The following is a 20,467-nucleotide window of genomic DNA, read 5'->3' as shown; positions in this document are numbered from 1 at the left end:
TGTATAACACAAAAGCGTCCCGGTTTTCTGAGACGCTTTTGTGTTTTTACGAACTTATATAAACCGGGATAATTACCGGGATTGTATAGAGGATAAAGACCATTTTTTTTCTTTGGCCACACCGGTAACTACCACGAACAAGGCTATTACGCACCAGGCCAGTAACTGCCAGGTTACCATTGACCATCCGCCCAGTTGCCAGCACTGCAGACCTGAGAAGGTGCCAACAGCACCACCCATAAAATAGATGGTCATGTATGCCGTGTTAATACGGCTGTGAGAAGAAGCATCCAGTGTATAAATAGAAGTAGCATTGGTTACCATCATGGCCTGTACGCCAATGTCCAGCACTACTACCGATACTGCCAGAGAAGCCACAGAGTAAGGCAGTAGTTTCATGGCTATAATGCTCAGTATCATCAGGCCCAGTGCGCAGGCTTGCGACAGGGCAGGGTTTCTTTTATCTGCCAGTTTACCAAATACCGGCGCCAGCAGCGCACCACCCACGGCCAGCAAACCAAACAATCCAATGGTATCGGGGCGGTAATGAAAAGGAGCGTTACTCAGGTGAAAGGTAAGCGTTGTCCAGAAACTGCAGAACATACCAAAGGTAAGCGCACCCAGCAGCGCCGTACGTTGTAACATGGTAAAGCGTTTTAACTGGTAAGCGGTAGAGCGGATAAGGCTGGCATAGCTACCCTGAAAGGCAGGCTGCACACTGGGAAAGCGGTAGCGTGTTATTAGCATTACGCCGGAAACCATTACGGCCGCCATACCATATACAAAACGCCAGCTGAACCATTGGGCAATAAAACCACTGAATACCCGGGCCAGCAATACGCCCGAAATAACACCCGTAAACACAATGCCCACGTTACGGCCACGGTTTACAGGATCTAACCCTGCTGCCATGGGCAGTATTACCTGGGCGGCTACCCCCAGTAACCCCAGCAATGCGCTGCACATATATAACAGCGGTAAAGAGGGGCTGAAAGCTATGCCGGTAAGTAATACCACCAGCGCGCCCTGCAGCAGCAGTATCAGTTTTTTCTTGTCCATTTTATCGCCCAGCGGTACCAGAAAAAACAGGCCAAGCCCATAACCCACCTGTGTAAGAACAGCAGAAAAACCTATTTGCTTTTCGGTGGTTTGAAAGGTAAGGGCCATTGCTTTCAGCAGGGGCTGATTGTAGTAAATATTGGCTACGCATATGCCTGCGGTAACAGCCATTAATAAGATAGTGGATCGGGAAACAGATGCCTGCATATATTGGATTAATCAAATGATATAAAGCGTGCTTATTCCTCCTGGAAAAAGCTATTCAAATGCAGGCAACCGGTATGTAAAATGGAAAAAAGTAAGTGTGAATTACAGAGAATCCATAGCCAGTGCGGCTATAAGCGCGGTATAAGTATTGCGCTGATCGGTAAATAATTTACTGGGATAGTCGGGTCGCATAAAGAAGGGCGAAGATATATCTTTTATCTTTATCACATGAAACAACTGTTACTGGTAGCACTGGTTTTATCTATGGCGCTGGCCAGCCAGGCGCAACAGCAGATTCTCCGTGTAAAAATGGACGATGTACTGAAGATAGCGGAAGAAAGTGAAGTGCCTGTTATTGTAAATTTCTGGGCTACCTGGTGCGGGCCCTGCATTCATGAAATACCCTGGTTTGAAAAATATGTATACGCCAGTGAAAAGCCGGTGAAGCTGTTGCTGGTAAGCCTGGATTTTAAAGAAGATTTTCCGGCTAAGATTGCTGCCTTTGCTAAAAAGAACAATTACCGCTCACAGATAGTATGGCTGGAAGAAACCAATGCCGATAGCTTTTGCCCTAAAATAGATTCTACCTGGGAAGGGGCTATACCTGCCAGCCTGTTTATTAATAAAGCCAAAGGCTACCGTAAGTTTTTTGGCCGCCAGCTAACAGATCCGCAGTTTAAAATAGAACTGGAAGCACTGCTGAAATAACGGGCTCCCGTAAGGGTAGTTGATTAACACAGGTGTCCATATCCTAAACATTCTTAAATTAAACCTTTCATATGAAGCTAATGCGCGTTTCTGTTGCGTTATGTTGTATGGGAACCCTGTTTTATCTGGGATGCCAGAAATCAGCCTCCCTTTCTACCGATCCTGGCCCTTATACTCCCGAGCCGGGAGTGGCTACTATTTCAGGTCGTGTAACTGATGAGCGTAAAATGCCCGTAAGTGGTGCTGTAGTAAAAGCGGGTGCTACAGGAATTGCTACCACGGATGTGGATGGACGTTTTACCATTAAAAATGTAAGCATTGACAAAAAGGCCGGTGCTATAAGGGTTGAAAAAGACAGCTTTTTTACTGGCGTTAAAACCCTGGTGGTAGGTGCGGGTAATGAAAATAACGTAGCTGTTCAACTGTTAAGAAAAAAAGTAGCAGGTACATTCAGCGCTGCTTCAGGCGGCACAGTAACCCTTCCGTCCGGTGGTGGCAAGGTGGCGTTTCCGGCTGAAGGTGTTATGAACGAAGCCACCAAAGCGGCTTACACGGGTACGGTTACTACCAGCGCTTTTTTCTTTGATCCTACTGCGGCCGGTTTTGAAAATATTATTCCGGGTGCATTGCGTGGCCTTGATAGTAATAACCGCGAAACCGGCCTGCAATCGTTCAGCATGATTGCAGTGGAGTTAACAGGCGCTAATGGCCAGAAATTACAACTGGCTGCCGGTAAAACTGCCACCATTACTTTTGCCATACCGGCAGGATTACGTGCTCAGGCACCTGCCACCATTCCTTTATGGTATCTGAATGAAACGACGGGCTTATGGAAAGAAGAGGGGAGGGCTACCAGACAAGGCAATACCTATGTAGGTACGGTAACACACTTTTCTTACTGGAACTGCGATGCGCCTTTTGAACTGGTAGACTTTTCAGCTATTATCAAAGCGCAATCGGGCGATCCGCTGCCCAATGCCAAAGTGGTGTTACAGGCTACCGGTGCAGCCGACAGTCTTAGCATTTATGGTTCCGGCTTAACCGGGGCAGATGGCTATACCGGTGGTAAAGTACCCGCCGGCCGCACACTGAAAATGCAGGTGCTGGATAAATGCGGTAACCTGCTGTACTCAAAAATAATAGGACCGTTTACCGGCAAAGCCGATCTGGGTAACGTAACAGTTACTTACAATGGTGGTATTGTTACCTTTTCCGGTACAGCGGTTAACTGCAGCGATGCACCCATTACCAACGGGTACGTTACTATTACGCTGGATGGCGCTGTAAACCGCGCAACTGTTACCAATGGCAGCTTTTCGTTAGCTATACCACGTTGTATAAGTACGGCTGCTACAGCCAGTGTGGTAGCATACGATCTGGTTGCGCTGGCAGAAGGCACTGCTAAAGAGGTGGCTGTAAACGGTACTACAGTAAATGCCGGTCAGCTGAAGGCATGCGGTACCTCACTGGAGCAGTTTTTTACCTATTCTGTAAACGGGGTGGAATACAATTTTACAGCGCCGGCAGATTCTATGTATGCAAGGGTATACAAGTCTAACACAGATTCAATTGCCGATATTTCGGTATACAGCTCCTCGCCTTATACCAGATTATCCGGTAGTTTACGTGCAGCATCCATGCAACCGGGCACTAAAACTTTCGATTATTTCTCTTTCTACAGAGAGGGCGGTTCTTTTCAAACAGGTAAAGTGCTAACTGCTACCATTACCGAAAACAGCAAATATCTGGCGGGTACTATATCCGGAACAGTAGCTGATTCTTCCAATGGTAATCAAACTTATTCAGTAACAGGTAAGTTCAGAATGAAACGTCAGTAGCAGGATGTTTTCTACAGCCGTATAAAAAGCGGGTGCATCAGTGGAATGATACACCCGCTTTTTATTATCAATAACCTTCATCAAATGCTTTATTAAGACTGACGCTTGATTGTGCAGCCTACTGATTTGCTTTCTTTAACAGTAATGGCTTTGCCTCCAACCACTTCGTCAATAGCAGCATGCAGGTGCTGGCGGGTTACGGCGCTGGCATCGGAAGGGTTATCATCAATAGCGCCTTTGTATTCCAGGGTGCCTTTGCTGTTAAACAGAAATACTTCCGGTGTACGGGTTGCACCAAAGGCATTGGCTATTTTAGAATCGGTGTCAACAGCATAATACCAGTTGTACTTCTGATCGGTAGCATACTTCTTCATGGCATCATAAGAGTCAGCTTCGCTACGTTGTGCCTCGTTGGAATTGATAATAATAACACCAATGTTGTTTTTCTGCGCATAGGCAGCTATTTCGTTGGTACGTGCCTGATTTTTTACCACGTAGGGGCAGGTGTTGCAGGAGAACATTACCAGCAGGCCGTTCTTCTTTTTAGCATCGTCTAATGATATTTCTTTGCCGCTTACATCTTTCATTTTAATAGTGGCTGCGGGCAGTGCACTGCCTGGTGTAAGCGAAGTAATGTTTTGTGCGAATGTGGCAGAGCCTGCAATTACAGCGGCGGCCAGCAATACGAGTGTTTTTTTCATTGTATCTTATTTTTAGTTTATTGTTTCAGTTTGCTTGTTTGCCTGTTTTATGGTGGCTGCCTTCAGCAGCGTAATGCTCACGTTCAATTCAAAGCCAATCAGCAGAATGAGGGAGTTCAGAAACACCAGTAACATAATAATCAGCAACGTACCAATAGAACCATATACTTTGTTGTAATTGGAGAAGTTCTGCACCCATACGGAAAAGCCATACGTTACCAAAATGGTTAAAAAGGTAGCGAAAAAAGCACCGGGCGACAAAATTTTCCAGCGTTTTTTTACTGATGGGGCGTAACGGTAAATAATTCCAATGCCGTAGAGAAACAGAAACACAATTACTACCCAGCGCAGGCTGCGTATCAGCCATTTTACTGCTTCGCTGGTAATGTTAAGGCTGTGCATAATAAAGCGGAACAGCGTGCCCTGGCCCAGTGATATTAACAGCGTGCCCAGAATAAGAAAAATAACCAGGGTGGTAAGCCGCATGGCCCGCAGGCGCTTGTTTATAAAGTTGCTTTTATAGCGGTGTGGCAACGAGCGGTCAAAGGTGCGTATAATGCCCATAACCGCGTTGGAGGAATAAAAAATGGCCAGTATAAAACCAACCGACAACAAGCCGGTTTTGGGCTTGTTGAAGAAGTCGTCCAGAAAAGTAATTACTAAGGTACGGGTTTCGCGGTTGGGGGTAAGATCGCGCACAAACCGGAATAACTCCTGCGAAATCAGTTTTGATACCGGCAGGTAGGGTAGTAAGGTGAACAGAAAGATACAGGCAGCAGGGATAGCCATGATAAAGTTATACGAAATAGCTGCTGCCCGTTCGCTCAGGTTCATTTTGTTTACCTGTTTAAAAAAATAGCGCATTACATCATACAAAGGAAGCCCTTCCATACCGGGTAATATGGTACGGCGTGTTTTGTTTTTTACATATACAACAGGCTTTGTGTTTAATATAATACGCTGTAGTTTAATCATCTTTTGATACCTCTTTGGTCTAATCCTTTGTGATAAGCTTTTGCATAGTCAAGGTGCTCTGCGTAAGTAGCGCTGAAGTGGTGAGTGCCATTCATTTCGGCACTGGCCACAAAAAACAGGTATTCAGTACGGGGGGCATCCAGCACAGCATCAATGGTAATTTTAGAAGGGGTACAAATGGGGCCTGGAGGTAATCCTTTGTTACGGTAGGTGTTGTAGGGAGAAACCACCTGTGTATGTTCGTTGCTGATGCGGCGTATAGCAAAATCTTTCAGTGCAAACTTAACGGTAGGGTCTGCGCCCAGGTTCATGCCTTTGGCAATGCGGTTCATGTACACGCTGGCAATTTTACCTTTTTCCTGGTTGGCATTGGTTTCTTCTTCCACAATAGAAGCCAGCGTATACACCTGTTCGGTGGTCAGGTTTTGATTAGTAGCTTTCTGGCGGCGTTCTGAGGTCCAGAATTGCGCCTGTTCTGCCAGTAAACGGGCCAGTATTTTATCCAGGGGGGTGCTCCAGTTAAGCACATAAGTGTCGGGTATTACCAGCGTCATTACGGTATTGGTATCTACACCAAAAGCCTGTAATGAGTCGTTACTGTTGAGAAAGCGGATAGCAGTAGCCGAATCTACCCGGAAGTTTTTGCCAATAACACGGGCCAGATCTTCACGGGTTCTCAGCTTATTAATTACCAGGCGTGCAGGTACCTGCCTGTTATTGCGAAGCATGCGAAGAATGGAGAACAGGCTTTGCCCTTTGGTTATTTCAAAGCGTCCGGGTTTTATCTTCTGCCATACATCCAGACGGGCAGCCAGTGCGTTAAACAGGCTAACGTTGCGTACCAGCTGTTTTTCTTCCAGCTGTTGTGTTACTTCCTGCTGTGCAGTTGCCTTTTCATATACGAGTACGTACTTACTCTTTTCATCAAATTGTGTTGCGGAAGTAAAAAACAACCAGCCGGTAATACCAGCTGCCAGCAGCAACAAAATGAATAAAAAGGCGAAAAACTTTTTCATAAATAAGATTGGTTAGGTGGGGATTTTTAGGGAGGCCAATATAATAAAAAACCCTGTCTGCTTTACACAGACAGGGTCTATAAATATTTATCTGTAAGTTTTCGTTACTGGTTTGCGCTGTCGCCTCCAGCTGCCGGAGCAGGTGTAGCAGGTTGAGCCGCAGGAGCACTGGTTGTAGTGTTCACTTTCTGCAGAATAGAGCTATCTGTTGCAGAAGTTGAACCTTTCATAAATACAACAGATACCAGGCAAAGAATACCAATAATAGCCGCAAACAGCCAGGTACCTTTTTCCAGTACGTCTGTAGTTTGTTTTACGCCCATAAACTGGTTGCTGATACCGGCAATATTACCGGACAAGCCACCACCTTTCGGATTCTGCACCAACACAATAAAGCCCAGGATTACAGAGGCCAGTACAATAAGAATGAAAAAAAGAATTGTCATAAAAAAAGGTTGTTTTAAGCAGAGGGCGCTTCTTATTTTCCACTCAGCTTGCTTGTTTCTATTATTTTGGAGGCAAAATAAGCAGTTTTAGCCGGATTCAAAAAACTTAATTTAGAATACAACTGAATTGCTTTATCGTGTTTGCCCTGTTTTACCAGTACATCTGCCATAGATTCGGTAAGAATTTCTCTGGCTTCTATAGAAAGGGCGGCAATACCCTTTACTTCCTGCTCTTTACCAGGGTCGGTACCCAGATCGTTCGGATGCGGGTTAATACGACGCATCTGACGCAACCAGTCAGTAAACTTCCTTACTTTTTTACCCAGTGTATCGTCTGAAGCGGCTTCAAGTACTTCTTCCAGGTCAATACCCTGAGAGGCGAAGTAGTCAATCATATATGGCTCCAGACCAAAAGGCAGCTTAGCAGCATTGTCTACCGGCTTTTTGAAGGAAGCAGCCGAAGAGGATAGCATTTCTGACAGACGGGAAGGAGAGAAATTACTTTCTTCTGTACCGGGTTGCTCTGGTCCGTCTGTATTGTCGTCCAGCGGTGGCAGATTGTCTGAAGAATTGGAAGTTACTTCTACAATACCAGCGGCGGCATAATCCTGATCTGTTGAAGCTGCTGGTGCTTCTGTAACAGAAGTTTCAGCAACAGGTGCTTCAGGAGCAGCGGAAGCTGATTCTGCCAGCTCCACAATATTTATAGATTCCGGTCTGGCTACAGATGTTTCATCTGTTACCTCTATTACCGGAGGTCTCGATAAACGATAAGGGCCAGATGCGCCATACTGTTCTGCGTCTGTAGCAGATTCAACAGCAGGAGATGCTTCCTGTACCGGCTCTGCCGGGGCAGGATAAGCAGTAGCAGCAACCGGTTCTTCCTGTTGGGCTATTACTTCAATGCTCTCAGGCGCGCTGGTTGCTTCTGTAGCGGGTGCTGTTTCTGCAACTGCTGCTTCCGGGGTTTCTGTAACCTCCGGGGTAGCTATTGTAGTTTCAGGCACAGCTTCAGTTACTGTTGTAACAGTGCTGTCTGCTACAGGTAAGGTGGCTTCAGGCGCAGGTAAAGCTGTTTCCGGCTCTGCTGCGGGCTGAGTGCTTTCTGCTGTGTCCTGGTATGGCTGCTGGTATATGGGGTTGGTATACCAGGGATCATATACCTTAGGCTGCTCTGCTACCGGTTCCGGTAAAGGAGCAGGGGTAACAGGCGGCGGCGTAAAACGGTTTTCCGGTTCAGCAGGCGCATAGCGGTCCATGGTTGGAGCCTGCGAATATTCACTATTGTCAGCCGGGGTATAAGAAGACGCTGGTGCGTATGACTGCTCAGACGGCGTATAACGGTCTATTGTTGGCGGCGGCGCGTAATCATTTACAGATGATGGAGGCGTATACGACGGCTGGGCAGGTGCCGGAGTTTCTGCAGGGGCTGGTGCCGGTGCAGAAAAACCTTGTGGCAGGTATGCAGAATAGGCGTCGTTAACAGACGATGCTGCGGGAGTTGCCTGCGATGGTGCCGGCGTTTCTGCCGGTTGCTGGTAAGCCGGGTTGGTATACCAGGGCTCGTATGTTTTAGACTGCTCAGATGCAGACTCCGGTGCCGGTGTTGCAGCAGGCGGGGTAGGCTGAGCAGGGTTATATGAATCGGAAGGCGTATAGGAAGCGCCCGGCGTATAGGATGATTCTGGCGTATAGGAAGAACCGGGCGTGTAAGAAGACGCGGGCGTATAAGCTGCATCAGACGATGTATGGGACGCTGCCGGAGCATACGGAGATTCCGGTGCCTTTGACGTTTCCGGTGCATACGACGAGCCAGGCGTATAAGAAGACGCCGGGTTATAAGATGATTCCGGTGTATAGGAAGTTCCGGGCGTATACGAAGATGCGGGTGTGTAACCTGCATCTGGTGTATATGCCGGTGGCGTAGCAGCAGGCGGAGTGGCCGGAGGCGTGTTGCCGCTTACTTTAGACAATACATCCTGCTGTGGCAGATAAGCTGCATAAGAGTCATTAATGGATACTGACGGTGCAGGTGCGGCAGGTGTTGCCGGTACTTCTGGTGCGGGTGTTGACGCCGCAGGAAAAGCAGGCTCTTTATGAAAATCCGGATTGTTGTACCAGGGCTGATTCTGTACGGAAGCAGCGCTACCCACTTCAGGGGCAGGCGTGTAGCCGGGAGGGGCATACGGGTTGCTCTCAAAAGAAGCAGGCTTTGGTGCTTCAACCGGTGGCGGTGGTGTATAAGATGGTGTTGCCGCTGGTGCCGGTGTGTAAGCCGGTGGCGGAGTATATGTATTAGCAGGAGCGGGAGCAGGCTGGTTATAGCCGGCATCGGGTTGCGCCTGTAAATGTTGATCTAACCAGAAGGTGTTGGGGAAAAACAGCGCCGTTTTCTGTAGCTGGTGGGTAAAACCAGGATGGTTTACCTGCTTCATTTTCTGTGTAAGCAGTAATTGTGCTACTGAAAAAAACGGTTGCTCGTCTGTAATGGCCAATAACTCGTCTACCGTAACCTGACCCAGGTTAGGCTTGCCCGTAAGCAAATGCACTATTTTATCTTCTACCAGATTCATCCGCAATAATAATTGTTTTTAAGAGGCGCCAGGTTTTCGACGCATGAAAATACTATTTACCTGTTACCAGTTTGAAAAAATCCGGTTGAAAATTTCATCTGACATGTTTTTCACTATCTCGTTCATCAGACTTCCTTCTGCCTGCTGGAGGGAAAGAGAGGCTGCAAAATCAAAATCGCGGCTGATGTCAAACTCCTGAGTTTTGTTGTCAACAGTATTTTTAAATACAATATGCGCGCCAACTGTTAAACGGTTGGTGGCGGCCTGCTGGCCGGATATACCGGAGGTGATTACATTATAATTGGTTATTTGTCCGCTTACCTGGTAGTGCGCATCATCGTTCTGGGTACGGGTAAGTTTGGTATAATTACCCACTTTCTGGGTAAAAGCGTCTGTTACCAGGGGGGCCAGCTGGGCATTCACATAACGGGCCTTGTTTTCGAGCAGACTTATTTTAATAGTCTTGATTTTGTTATAGTCGATAGACACATCCCGGAAGGTATACACACCACAGGAGGGGAGCAGGGTGGTTAATAATAGAAGCGTAAAGGCTACCGGCAGCAATGCCAGGCGCATTTTGCCAATGAAGGTTTTTTTGTTGGGGGATTGATTCATCTGCTTTTATTAATCGGTTACTACTCTCAGCTGCAAACTAACAACTACAAAACGACATTACAGGTCTTCAATATTATATTCTTTCAGTTTCCGGTACAAAGTGCGCTCACTGATGCCCAGGTCGGTAGCCGCATCTTTACGTTTGCCTTTGTGTTTCTTCAATGCCTTCACTATCAGTTCTTTTTCCTTGTCCAGTATATTCAGCGATTCTTCTACTTCTTCATGATGATGAATTTCATCGTCGTGATGGTCGTGCGGCAGTATTACCGGGTGGGAAGAGGCTGGTATCATGGCAGACTGTGCTACCGGGCTGGAAATAGCCGGCGACTGAAATACGGCAGCAGGCAAATCGGTTGTATGGCCGGCTGCGTAGTCGTTCATCAGCGATTCTTTGGTGTAACTGGCTACATTACCTGCCATACTGGGGTTCTGTAAAATTTCCAGAAACATCTTTTTCAGTTCGGTAACGTCCTTTTTCATATCAAAGAACAGCTTGTACAGTATTTCCCGTTCGTTGGCAAACTCTCCACCTGTACTTCCCTGTGCGGCAGCCAGTACCGGTAATCGGTTCTGGTTTTTTTCGGGCAGAAACTGGCGCATTTCTACCGCGTTCAGCACAGGTGTTTTGCTTAATACCGAAACCTGCTCCGCTATATTCTTCAGTTCCCTTACGTTGCCCGGCCAGGGGTAGTTCACCAGCAGATTGCGGGCTTCTTCATCCAGCTGAACGGGGTTGGTTTTATAGCGTTCTGCAAAGTCCACCACAAACTTTCTGAATAGCAGAGGAATATCTTCCCTGCGGTCTTTCAGGGCCGGTACCCGTATAGGTACGGTGCTTAAACGATAATATAAGTCTTCGCGAAACTTTCCGTTCTGGGTAAATTCCAGCAGTTCGCGGTTGGTGGCGGCAATTACCCGTACATCGGTTTTCTGTACTTTGGAAGAACCTACGCGGATAAATTCGCCGGTTTCCAGTACGCGCAGCAGGCGTGCCTGGGTGCCAATGGGCATTTCGCCAATCTCATCCAGAAAAATGGTACCACCATTTACGGTTTCAAAATAGCCTTTACGGCTGTCTACCGCTCCGGTAAAAGCGCCTTTTTCGTGGCCGAATAATTCCGAATCGATGGTGCCTTCGGGTATAGCGCCGCAGTTAACGGCTATAAATGAATTATGCTTACGTGCGGATAATGCATGTATGATTTGTGAAAACGCCTCTTTACCTACACCGCTTTCGCCCACAATCAGTACACTCAGGTCGGTTACTGCTACCTGGGTAGCCACGTTGAGTGCATGGTTTAAAGCCGGTGAGTTGCCTATAATGCCAAATCTGTTCTTAATGCTCTGTACATCCATGCTAAAAAGTTAAAGGTCACTTTTGAATATGTCCCAGCAGGGTAGCCTGTGTGCTACCGGTAACGGTTACCATTACGTAGTCGCCTTTTTTATAACCGGCATCTCCTTTAGGAAATACCACTACCTTGTTGCGGCTGTTACGTCCCATCCAGTCCCTATCACTTCTCTTGCTATCCCCTTCAATCAATACCTTAAAGGTCTGGCCCAGGTCGCGTTCATTGCTCTCGCGGGAGAGGCGGTTCTGCAGATTTACTATTTCGGTTAACCTGCGTTTTTTTACTTCTTCCGGAACATCATCCTTATAACGGCGTGCAGCCAGGGTACCCGGGCGCTCGCTGTAAAAGAACATATAGCTCATATCATACTGGCTATACTCCATAATAGATAAGGTATCCTGATGCTCTTCCTCTGTTTCGGTGCAAAAACCGGTTATTACATCGGAGCTGATACCACAGTCCGGCATAATCTGCTTAATCTGATCAATCTTGGCCATATACCATTCGCGGGTATACGTACGGTTCATCAGTTGCAGAATGCGGGTGTTACCGCTTTGCACCGGCAGGTGTATGTATTTACAGATATTCTCGTACTTAGCCATGGTGGTAAGTACTTCTTCTGTAATGTCTTTAGGATGGGAGGTACTGAAACGTACCCGCAGATCGGGGCTGATAAGCGCTACCATTTCCAGCAGGCGGCCAAAAGTAATAGCATCGCCAGTGGCGTTTTGGGTGGTGGCTTCAGCAGCTTCATTTACCCAGTAGTAGCTGTCTACGTTCTGTCCTAACAGGGTAACCTCTTTAAAACCACGGTTAAACAAATCCTGTGCTTCGGCTACAATAGAAAAAGCATCGCGGCTGCGCTCGCGGCCACGGGTAAAAGGCACTACGCAAAAGCTGCACATATTATTACAACCACGCATAATAGATACAAAGGCAGAAATGCCGTTGCTTTCCAGGCGTATGGGAGAAATATCGGCGTAGGTTTCGTCGCGGCTCAGTAACACGTTTACAGAGCGCTGGCCGGTTTCGGCTTCTTCAATCAGGCCGGGCAGGCTGCGGTAGGCATCTGGGCCTACTACCATATCTACCAGTTTCTCTTCTTCCAGAAATTTGGCTTTCAAACGTTCTGCCATACAGCCCAATACCCCTACCAGCAGGCCGGGTTTGTTTTCCTTGGCTTTACGGAATTCGGTAAGGCGTTTGCGAACGGTTTGTTCTGCCTTTTCGCGGATAGAACAGGTATTCAATAACACCAGATCGGCTTCCTCCGCATTGCGGGTAGCACCGTATCCCTCGGTATTTAATATAGAGGCCACTATTTCACTATCGCTGAAATTCATCTGGCAACCATAACTTTCTATGTAGAATTTTTTCCTGTACAAGGTGGGGTCATTAACAAAAGGAGCATAGGCTTCACCCTGGCGGCTTTCGTCATGAACTTTTGCAGTTAAATCCAACATTTCCATTCTCTTACATTTGGTTGAAACGCAAAAGTAATGAAAAGAGCGGAAGTGTCAGTTTGGCAGTTTGTTAACAGTTTTTTTTTGGTTGCGGAAGCTATATTTGCAAGCCTTTTATTCCCCCGTTCGCAAACATGATGAAATTTAAAATCTTACCCGTTTTAGGTGTATTGTGTTCATTTTGGGCTTCTGCACAGGATATGATTGTGCGTACGCTGCCTACAGAGGTGTTCCGCACCATTACACACGACGCCAAAGATACCAGCAGCTGGAAGTGGAAAAGAGGGGGGCAATTCAACCTGAACCTTTCGCAAGGCTCGCTGAGTAACTGGGCAGCCGGGGGAGATAACTTTTCTATGGCCTTTAACAGCTACGTAAATTATTTCATGTACTTTAAAAAGGGGAAGCATAGCTGGGATAATAACGTAGATATGTATTTCGGGTATATTCAAACTTCCAGTTCGGGCAGCCGGAAAAACGACGACCGGTTAGATTACCTATCCAAATACGGTTTTCAGATAGATAGCCTTAAAAGATTCTTTTTATCAGGACTTTTTAACTTCCGTTCTCAGTTTTTTGACGGGTATTCTGATAACAAACTGGCCTCTACTTTCCTTTCTCCGGCCTATGTTTTATTTTCTTTGGGTATGGACTATAAACCTCTGCCCAATTTTTCAGTCTTTCTATCACCATTAACATCCCGTGCAACTATTGTTGCCAGTAAACGGCTGGCTGAGCTGGGGTTATATGGGGTACCAAAAGGTAGAAGGGCTATTAATGCGTTGGGTGCGTTTTCATCTATTAACTACTCCAAAGACATTGCAAAAAACGTGTCTTACCGTGGAAGGATGGATTTGTTCTCTGATTACAAGAATAACCCCTGGAATATTGACTTGTATCTGACCAATTATTTTACTTTCAAGATCAATAAATACCTCTCGGCCACCTATAACCTGGACATGATTTACGATGATGATGTAAAACTGTTTGGAAAAACAAAGGATAGCCCCGCATTGCAGGTGAAAAGCCTGGTGGGTATTGGCTTCCTTTACAAACTGGCCCCGGTGGCACATCAGTAACCGTTATCAGGCTTAACCCGCCCACCGTACAGCACTATCATAGTACATGATAGCATGCACCGTATTTGCTGCACAACGGGATCTCAACCTTTAAACGTAGTTGTGTGAGATTTACTTTGCCATTCGCTTTTTGTTTGTGCGTGTCGGGTGCTTATGCCCAGCAGCCTGAAACCGAAACCACTGCTTCTTCCAAAAAGAAAAATGTGGGCCTTATTGTAGGCAACCTGGTAGATACGGTGAACAAAACACCGGTTACCTATGCTACCGTGCGCCTGCAACTGATGGCGGATACGTTGCAGCAGAAAAGTGTGGTGAGCGATAAAAACGGCTCTTTTGAGCTGGATAAAATAGCATTTGGCTATTACCGGTTAAAAGTAAATGCCATTGGTTATTCACCATTGGTAATGGACAGCATTCATGTACGTGAAGAGCGATTCGACTTTAATCTGGGCGATATTAAGCTGGGTACCAGTGCTTCCGCTTTATCGGAAGTAATAGTTTATGCGGAGAAGCCGCTGATAGAAAATACGGATGGCAAAATTACCTATAACGTAGGGGAGAGTGCGTTAAGCAATGGTTCTTCCACAGCAGAGATATTAAAAAACATGCCGCTGGTAAGCAGCGACCCTAACGGTAAAATGCTGCTGCGGGGCAAGGAGCCTAAAATATTGATTGATGACAAGCCGGTAGATTTAAGTGCTGAGCAATTGCAGGACTTACTGGAAAGCCTGCCCGGCGGTTCCATTGAAAAGGTAGAACTGATGCTGAACCCGCCGCCGGAATATGCTACCGAACAGGGTGGCGTAATTAATATTGTTACCAAAAAAGGCCGCATTGGCTGGGTGGGTAAAACCACACTGGCTATAGGCAGCCGCAACGAGGGCAACCTTTCCGGCAATCTCTCTTACCGCAACAAAGGTTTTTCTTTTACAGGTATTGCGGGTGTGGCGGGTAGTAAATTCAATAGCACCAGCTATTCCCGCCGGGAGAATATGTATGCTGACTCCTCCAACTACCTGAATACAGATGGCAGCTCATCCAGTAAAAACCTGCGCCCTAATGTAAGGTTACAGGTAGATTATGAACTGGACAAGCGAAACCTGTTGAATGTGGTATATCAGGGCAACCTGAGTGATGTGGACAATAACAGCACCACCCAGTACACCAACCTGAGCGCCGGCAAAGTGGTTACCCGTGCCAGTACGCGCGATAACGCTACCGCCAGCAATAATACCGGACACGGCTTTAACCTCAGCTACACCCATAAAGGCAGCAATACGGCCGAAAAACTGCGCATCATTGCCGGTGGTAACCTGAACCGGAATACCAACAACCGCACTTTTTTTCAGCGCTACCTGAATACCGATCTTACCCCTTCGGGCAACGATTCGTTACAGCAACAGAACAGCCGCAATACCAATAATAATTACAACATACGGGTAGATTACAACAAGCCGATGTTTAATGAGCGCTCTTCTATTACCACAGGTGCTACCTGGAGCGATAGCAGGTATCATAACCTGCTGGACACCCGTTTTCTCCGTAAATCAGACAGTAGCTTTGTTGACAATGCAGGGCTGAGCAATGACTTTACTTACGGCCAGCGCATATTTACCGTACGTGGCGGCTTTACACTGGCTTTTCCTGCCGAATGGAAACTGATTGGTGGAGTACAGGCAGAATATACCAGTTTTGATTTTGATTTCAGAAGGGGCAATACACTACCGGTAACTCATTCTTACTGGAACTATCTGCCCAACCTTACGCTGCGTAAGGAGTTTGACCGCACACTTAACACGGCATTGGTATACCGGGCTTCTATACGCAGACCAGGCATGGGCGAGTTAAACCCCAACATAGACTACGGCGACCCTTATAACCTGCGCTATGGTAATCCTTATCTGGACGCCTCACTGGCGGATAATTTTGACTGGAACATCAGCTGGATTAAGGGCAAATACTATATCAATGGTTCACTGGGCTTTAATCAGGTAAAGGATGTAATCAACAGCATCCGCACGCTGGTAGATGATGGTAAAACCGAAACCACCTACCGTAACATCAGCGCGCGTAAAGAATATGAATCAGGTTTATGGGGTGGTTACACCATCAGCCGTCAGTTACGGGTAAACGCCAGTGTGAGCTATAGCTATAATGTATATGACGAAATAGGTAAAACGTTGTATAAATACCGGGATGGAGGTTCGTTCACTTCTTCCTTTAACTACAGCTATAATCCAACTTCAGTACTGCGCTTTGAAGGTAATGCCCGCTATAACACCTACGCCGATCCGCAGGGCCGCTCTAAAAGTAATATCTCACTGAACCTGGGCGTACAGCATAAGTTTTTTGAAAAACGACTGATAGTGCAGCTGAATGTGATTGATCCGTTTTCTACGTTGAAGAACACAACCTATACTTACGGCAGTAACTACTATCTGGAGAGTTTCCGCAGTACGGTAACCCGTAACTTCCGGTTGTCGTTTACGTATCAGTTGAACAGAATGGTGCAGAAGAAAGTGAGTGATAAAGAAATGAAGGCAGCAGTAGATAGGGTGAGAGGCATTTAGGGCCTTTCACCTAATAAGAAAAAGGCTACCAGTGTATATTTTTGGAAAGCTGAAATTCACAGATTAAAACTTCTGTATCTGACTCAAGGAGGACTATTGTATATTTCTTCTTATAGGAAATGCATTTATATCCTATAAGTGCTCTGCCAGGTTCCCGACAAATGGCATAACGTTTCCGTGAATCAGCAATTTGTATTAAATAGTCGTATATGGCGTCGGTAAATTTTTCAGCTGTAGCTATTAGTCCATGTGATTCTATAAAAAAAGCTATGGCGGCAATACTTTCAGCGGCAGACTCTTTAATGGTTATTTGTCGCTTGCCCACTTTCTAATCAGTTTTTTAGAGTAGGCTTTCGCTTCTTCAAGGGATAAGACTTTTTCAGATTTTGTTTTTAACGCAGCTTTTTTTTGCAGTTCTCTGTAATCTTCTTCCGGAACTACAACGTATGATTTATTATCGATAACTAATGTGTTCATCAGAAATGCTTTTAGTAAAGTTAGCAAAAAAAGATATCAGAATCCTTTCTGAACTACGCCTCTTGTATGGAGTTGCTCAGAAAGGGCTTCTGATAGCATATCGGTATAAGGCAGGTGTAAACCTATTGTGCTACAGGGGTTCCTTTAGGCAAACGCGCAGCCAGCCAGCTGTCTTTTGCCGGTACCAGCCATTTGCTTTCCAGTTCCTGCTTAGTGGCGGCGAGGTTGTTGAAATAGATAGTATCGGGGCTGATAAAGCCGTTTTGTACGGCGTAGCCGATTTGTGATAGCGGCAGCAACTCTACTTTGTCTTTTACAACAAAGGCCAGGCTCTGGCGGTCGAACATGCTTACTTTAAAGCGTTCTTCTATCGCTTTTATTACCCGAACAGAGCTATCTGTGCTGCATCCGCTTACGCCTGCGGCGGTTTCATCGGCCATCAGTACCACAAACTGACCAAAGAACAGGTTGCCGTAACCTTTAACGGGTGTACCGTGGGTATTCCAGCTGGCAACAAAGTCGTGTAATAAGGTTTCTATTTCTAATGCTTCCGCAATGCCAAAGGGGCGGCTGGACTGATAAATCCATACGCGTGAAGAGGCATCGAAATTATCGGGAAGCAGGTGTGTGTAGTTCCAATTCATGGTACAAAGATAACTTATTGACAAGAAAAAAGCCTGACGATGGTCAGGCTGTAATATTTATAACATGCTGTTGGCGGTTAGTTCATGCTTTCAGCAATCATCTCTGCAATATCGTACACTTTTACTTCTTCTTCCTTCTCATCCAGTTTCACACCATCCGTCATCATGGTATTACAGAAAGGACAGGAGGAGGCGATTACCTTAGCGCCGGTTGCCAGGGCTTCGTTAGCGCGGTCTGTGTTAATGCGGGTTTTACCGGGCTCGTCTTCCTTAAACATCTGCGCACCACCGGCACCACAGCATAAGCCGTTTGAGCGGCAGCGTTTCATTTCTACCAGTTCACCATCCAGTGCTTCCAGCACTTTGCGGGGCGCCTCATAAATATCGTTGGCGCGTCCCAGGTAGCAGCTGTCGTGAAAGGTAATGCGTTTGCCTTTAAAGGCTCCACCTTCTTTCAGGCGTATTTTGCCCTCGTTAATCAATTCCTGTAAAAGAGTGGTGTGGTGAATCACCTCGTAATTACCCCCCAGTGCCGGATACTCGTTCTTCAGCGTGTTAAAGCAGTGAGGGCAGGTGGTTACTATCTTTTTAATCCCATAACCATTGAGCACCTGTATGTTATTATAGGCCATCATCTGGAACAGGAACTCGTTGCCAGCCCTTCGCGCAGGATCGCCGGTACACGCTTCTTCTTTACCCAGAATCGCATATTTCAGACCTACTTTGTTAAGAATAGTGGCAAATGCCCTGGTTATTTTTTGGGAACGCTGATCAAAACTACCTGCGCACCCAACCCAGAAGAGTATATCGGGAGTTTCACCAGAGTTCATATAATCGGCTACAGTACGTACGTCCATAGTTATAGTTGGGAGTTTGTAGTTGGAAATTTGAAGTTATATTTTTGAGGATGCATCTTCATGTGATATAAGAGTTTGCCTATTTCCGTTGATTGCTCAGTACAATACTTATAGTCTGTTTCTGATATATATAGGCAGTGGAAAGCAAATTCAATCCATGTTTGCGTTTCCGTATTCTCCATATCGGCATCGGTAATCTTTGCTTTAAAATGTGCCGGATAATCTCTCTTGCCATATCCTTCAGCCAGGTTTACACAAACCGACCTGGAAGAGCGTCTTACCTGATCGGTAAGGCTATATCTCTCTTCCTTTGGAAATAGCTTACTCATCTCAAAAATCTTCATCGCCAGCTCAAACGCTTTTTTGTAAACAATCAGGTCTTTATGATTCCCCATAAGGCAGCAATTATAAAATACTCCCAATTCCCAACTACAAACTCCCAACTCAATTTTCACTTATCCAACGGTCGCGATCGTCCGGGGAGAATTTCCACGGCGCAAAGTTGTTTTCAATGTTGCTGAACATGCCATTCCATTCGGCAGGGGCGCTGGAAGCTTCCATTACCAGGTGGCGGCGCAGTTGCAGAATAATATCAAGAGGGGAGATGCTTACCGGGCATTCCTGAACGCAGGCGTTACAGGTAGTACAGGCACGAAGTTCTTCCTCAGTAATATAGTCGTGAACTAAAGATTTACCATCGTCTTTGTATTCTCCATTTGCGTTGATGTTTTCTCCGATGGCTTCTGCACGGTCGCGGGTATCCATCATAATCTTCCGGGGGCTCAGCTTTTTGCCCGTAATGTTGGCCGGGCAGGCAGCAGTACAACGTCCGCATTCGGTACAGCTATAAGCATCCAGCACGTTTTTCCAGCTCAGGTCCATCACGTCACGTGCACCAAAACGGGGCATTTCTGCAGGGGCCTGATCGGCAGGCGGAGCCAGTTCGGGCTGCATCATGTACAATACCTCTTTCTGTACTTCGGGCATATTGTGCATTTCACCCATCGGTTTCAGGCGGGCAAACCAGGCATTGGGGAAGGCGAGTACAATATGCAGGTGTTTGGAATACGGCAAATAATTAAGGAAGGCCAGAATGCCCAGTATGTGCAACCACCAGCAGGTTCTTTCAATACCTTCCAGTGTGCCGCTGCTTAAACCGGCCAGCATAGGCTGAAACAGAGCGGATACCCGGAAATTACCGGTAACCGCTTCCCCATAGTGGCTGTAGCCACGCTGCTGTAACAGGGTATCAGCTGCATTCATGGTCAAAAACAGCGTCATCAGTACAATCTCAGTAATCAGAATGTAGTTGGCATCGCTGCGGGGCCATCCTGTTAAGTCACTGTGGTTCAGGCGTTTTACTTTTACCAGATTCCTTCTTACCAGAAAGATGGCGCAGGCCAGTAACACACCGGCGGCCAGTATTTCAAATGAATTGATGAGAACATTATAAAATCCGCCCAGTGGCTCTGCAAACAGGCGGTGTTTGCCCAGAATGCCATCCAGCAGAATTTCCAGTACCTCCGCATTAATAATGATAAAACCGGCGTATACCACAAAGTGCAGTACGGCTACCAGCGGATTGCGGAACATTTTCTTTTGCCCGAATGCGAGCAGCAACAGGTTGCGCCAACGTTTTTCCGGCTGATCGTTTAACGGTTCGGGGCGACCCAGCATTATGTTTCTGTATATCTGCCGGGATTTTTTACTGAAAAGTATAATTGCTACAGCCAACACCACAATAAAGGCTGCTTCCTGAATAATATGCATACGGCAACTAGGTTGTTGTATGGCGCTAAGGTAACTGATTTTCTGCTCGTTAATGGCTGTTTTTGCAATATGTAATTTGCTATTTGTGAATTGTAGCTTTATTTTGCGGCACATCAG

The 20,467-nt window shown here is 46.4% G+C and carries 19 protein-coding genes; 4 read left to right on the top strand and 15 right to left on the bottom strand.

The genetic code is table 11. The features are described 5' to 3' along the window. Positions 1-72 precede the first annotated feature (72 nt). Positions 73-1,266 carry an MFS transporter gene (locus IEY13_RS08920; protein ID WP_188951632.1) on the bottom strand — a complete coding sequence of 398 codons (1,194 nt, stop codon included), beginning with the start codon at positions 1,264-1,266 and terminating at the stop codon, positions 73-75. Positions 1,267-1,368: 102 nt separating this feature from the next. After that, positions 1,369-1,494 (bottom strand): hypothetical protein, encoded by a 126-nt coding sequence (locus tag IEY13_RS30305; protein ID WP_262891969.1) that lies wholly within the window; start codon positions 1,492-1,494, stop codon positions 1,369-1,371. Here IEY13_RS30305 and IEY13_RS08915 point away from each other — a divergent pair, their 5' ends adjacent. Both IEY13_RS08915 and IEY13_RS08910 read left to right on the top strand, forming a co-directional pair. Beyond that, a complete protein-coding gene (locus tag IEY13_RS08915) occupies positions 1,495-1,974 on the top strand; it encodes a thioredoxin domain-containing protein (RefSeq protein WP_188951631.1) in 480 nt (159 codons plus the stop codon). Positions 1,975-2,045: 71 nt separating this feature from the next. Then, entirely contained in the window at positions 2,046-3,812 is a 1,767-nt protein-coding gene (locus IEY13_RS08910; RefSeq protein WP_229687799.1) for a carboxypeptidase-like regulatory domain-containing protein, read from the top strand. 92 nt (positions 3,813-3,904) lie between these two features. Here the strand turns inward: IEY13_RS08910 and IEY13_RS08905 are convergent, their stop codons facing one another. From IEY13_RS08905 to miaB, 8 genes are all read right to left on the bottom strand, one after another. Further along, positions 3,905-4,513: a thioredoxin family protein gene (locus tag IEY13_RS08905; RefSeq protein WP_188951630.1), complete on the bottom strand. Its 609-nt coding sequence runs from the start codon at positions 4,511-4,513 to the stop codon at positions 3,905-3,907. 12 nt (positions 4,514-4,525) lie between these two features. Further along, positions 4,526-5,488 (bottom strand): YihY/virulence factor BrkB family protein, encoded by a 963-nt coding sequence (locus IEY13_RS08900; protein ID WP_188951629.1) that lies wholly within the window; start codon positions 5,486-5,488, stop codon positions 4,526-4,528. Continuing rightward, positions 5,485-6,504, bottom strand: coding sequence for an endolytic transglycosylase MltG (gene mltG / locus IEY13_RS08895; protein WP_188951628.1), 1,020 nt, complete (start codon positions 6,502-6,504; stop codon positions 5,485-5,487). Before mltG ends, IEY13_RS08900 begins: the two co-directional genes overlap by 4 nt. Positions 6,505-6,608: 104 nt before the next feature. Next, complete coding sequence (gene secG, locus IEY13_RS08890) at positions 6,609-6,950, bottom strand: preprotein translocase subunit SecG (RefSeq protein ID WP_188951627.1); 342 nt, start codon at positions 6,948-6,950, stop codon at positions 6,609-6,611. Between the two features lie 32 nt (positions 6,951-6,982). Continuing rightward, positions 6,983-9,523, bottom strand: coding sequence for a DUF8458 domain-containing protein (locus tag IEY13_RS08885; protein ID WP_188951626.1), 2,541 nt, complete (start codon positions 9,521-9,523; stop codon positions 6,983-6,985). Positions 9,524-9,586: 63 nt separating this feature from the next. Then, the gene (gene lptE / locus IEY13_RS08880; protein ID WP_229687798.1) at positions 9,587-10,138 is read right to left on the bottom strand and encodes an LPS assembly lipoprotein LptE; all 552 of its coding nucleotides are present in this window, start codon (positions 10,136-10,138) and stop codon (positions 9,587-9,589) included. 57 nt (positions 10,139-10,195) lie between these two features. Beyond that, positions 10,196-11,494, bottom strand: coding sequence for a sigma-54 interaction domain-containing protein (locus IEY13_RS08875; protein ID WP_188951625.1), 1,299 nt, complete (start codon positions 11,492-11,494; stop codon positions 10,196-10,198). 16 nt (positions 11,495-11,510) lie between these two features. Beyond that, positions 11,511-12,953, bottom strand: a complete 1,443-nt coding sequence (gene miaB / locus IEY13_RS08870) for a tRNA (N6-isopentenyl adenosine(37)-C2)-methylthiotransferase MiaB (protein ID WP_188952663.1) — start codon at positions 12,951-12,953, stop codon at positions 11,511-11,513. Positions 12,954-13,087: 134 nt separating this feature from the next. Between miaB and IEY13_RS08865 the strand changes: the two genes are divergently transcribed. Both IEY13_RS08865 and IEY13_RS08860 read left to right on the top strand, forming a co-directional pair. After that, the gene (locus IEY13_RS08865; RefSeq protein ID WP_229687797.1) at positions 13,088-14,032 is read left to right on the top strand and encodes a DUF3078 domain-containing protein; all 945 of its coding nucleotides are present in this window, start codon (positions 13,088-13,090) and stop codon (positions 14,030-14,032) included. A 104-nt stretch (positions 14,033-14,136) separates the two neighbouring features. Further along, the gene (locus IEY13_RS08860; RefSeq protein ID WP_188951624.1) at positions 14,137-16,602 is read left to right on the top strand and encodes a TonB-dependent receptor; all 2,466 of its coding nucleotides are present in this window, start codon (positions 14,137-14,139) and stop codon (positions 16,600-16,602) included. A 306-nt stretch (positions 16,603-16,908) separates the two neighbouring features. On the opposite strand, the gene IEY13_RS08855 is transcribed toward IEY13_RS08860, so the two are convergent. The 5 genes from IEY13_RS08855 to IEY13_RS08835 all read right to left on the bottom strand — a co-directional run bounded on the left by IEY13_RS08855 (position 16,909) and on the right by IEY13_RS08835 (position 20,350). Further along, the gene (locus tag IEY13_RS08855) at positions 16,909-17,079 is read right to left on the bottom strand and encodes a hypothetical protein (RefSeq protein WP_188951623.1); all 171 of its coding nucleotides are present in this window, start codon (positions 17,077-17,079) and stop codon (positions 16,909-16,911) included. A 122-nt stretch (positions 17,080-17,201) separates the two neighbouring features. Further along, on the bottom strand, positions 17,202-17,723 hold the full coding sequence (locus tag IEY13_RS08850) for a hypothetical protein (RefSeq protein WP_188951622.1): 522 nt from the start codon (positions 17,721-17,723) through the stop codon (positions 17,202-17,204). A 77-nt stretch (positions 17,724-17,800) separates the two neighbouring features. Continuing rightward, positions 17,801-18,580, bottom strand: a complete 780-nt coding sequence (locus IEY13_RS08845) for a (Fe-S)-binding protein (RefSeq protein ID WP_188951621.1) — start codon at positions 18,578-18,580, stop codon at positions 17,801-17,803. Positions 18,581-18,582: 2 nt separating this feature from the next. Beyond that, positions 18,583-18,975, bottom strand: coding sequence for a four helix bundle protein (locus IEY13_RS08840; protein WP_188951620.1), 393 nt, complete (start codon positions 18,973-18,975; stop codon positions 18,583-18,585). Positions 18,976-19,024: 49 nt separating this feature from the next. Then, entirely contained in the window at positions 19,025-20,350 is a 1,326-nt protein-coding gene (locus tag IEY13_RS08835; protein ID WP_188951619.1) for a 4Fe-4S dicluster domain-containing protein, read from the bottom strand. Positions 20,351-20,467: the final 117 nt, after the last annotated feature.

It is taken from the genome of Filimonas zeae (assembly GCF_014641615.1).
GTDB lineage: Bacteria > Bacteroidota > Bacteroidia > Chitinophagales > Chitinophagaceae > Filimonas > Filimonas zeae.
Note: the sequence above shows the minus strand (reverse complement) of the source record. Positions and strands in the feature narration are given on the sequence as shown.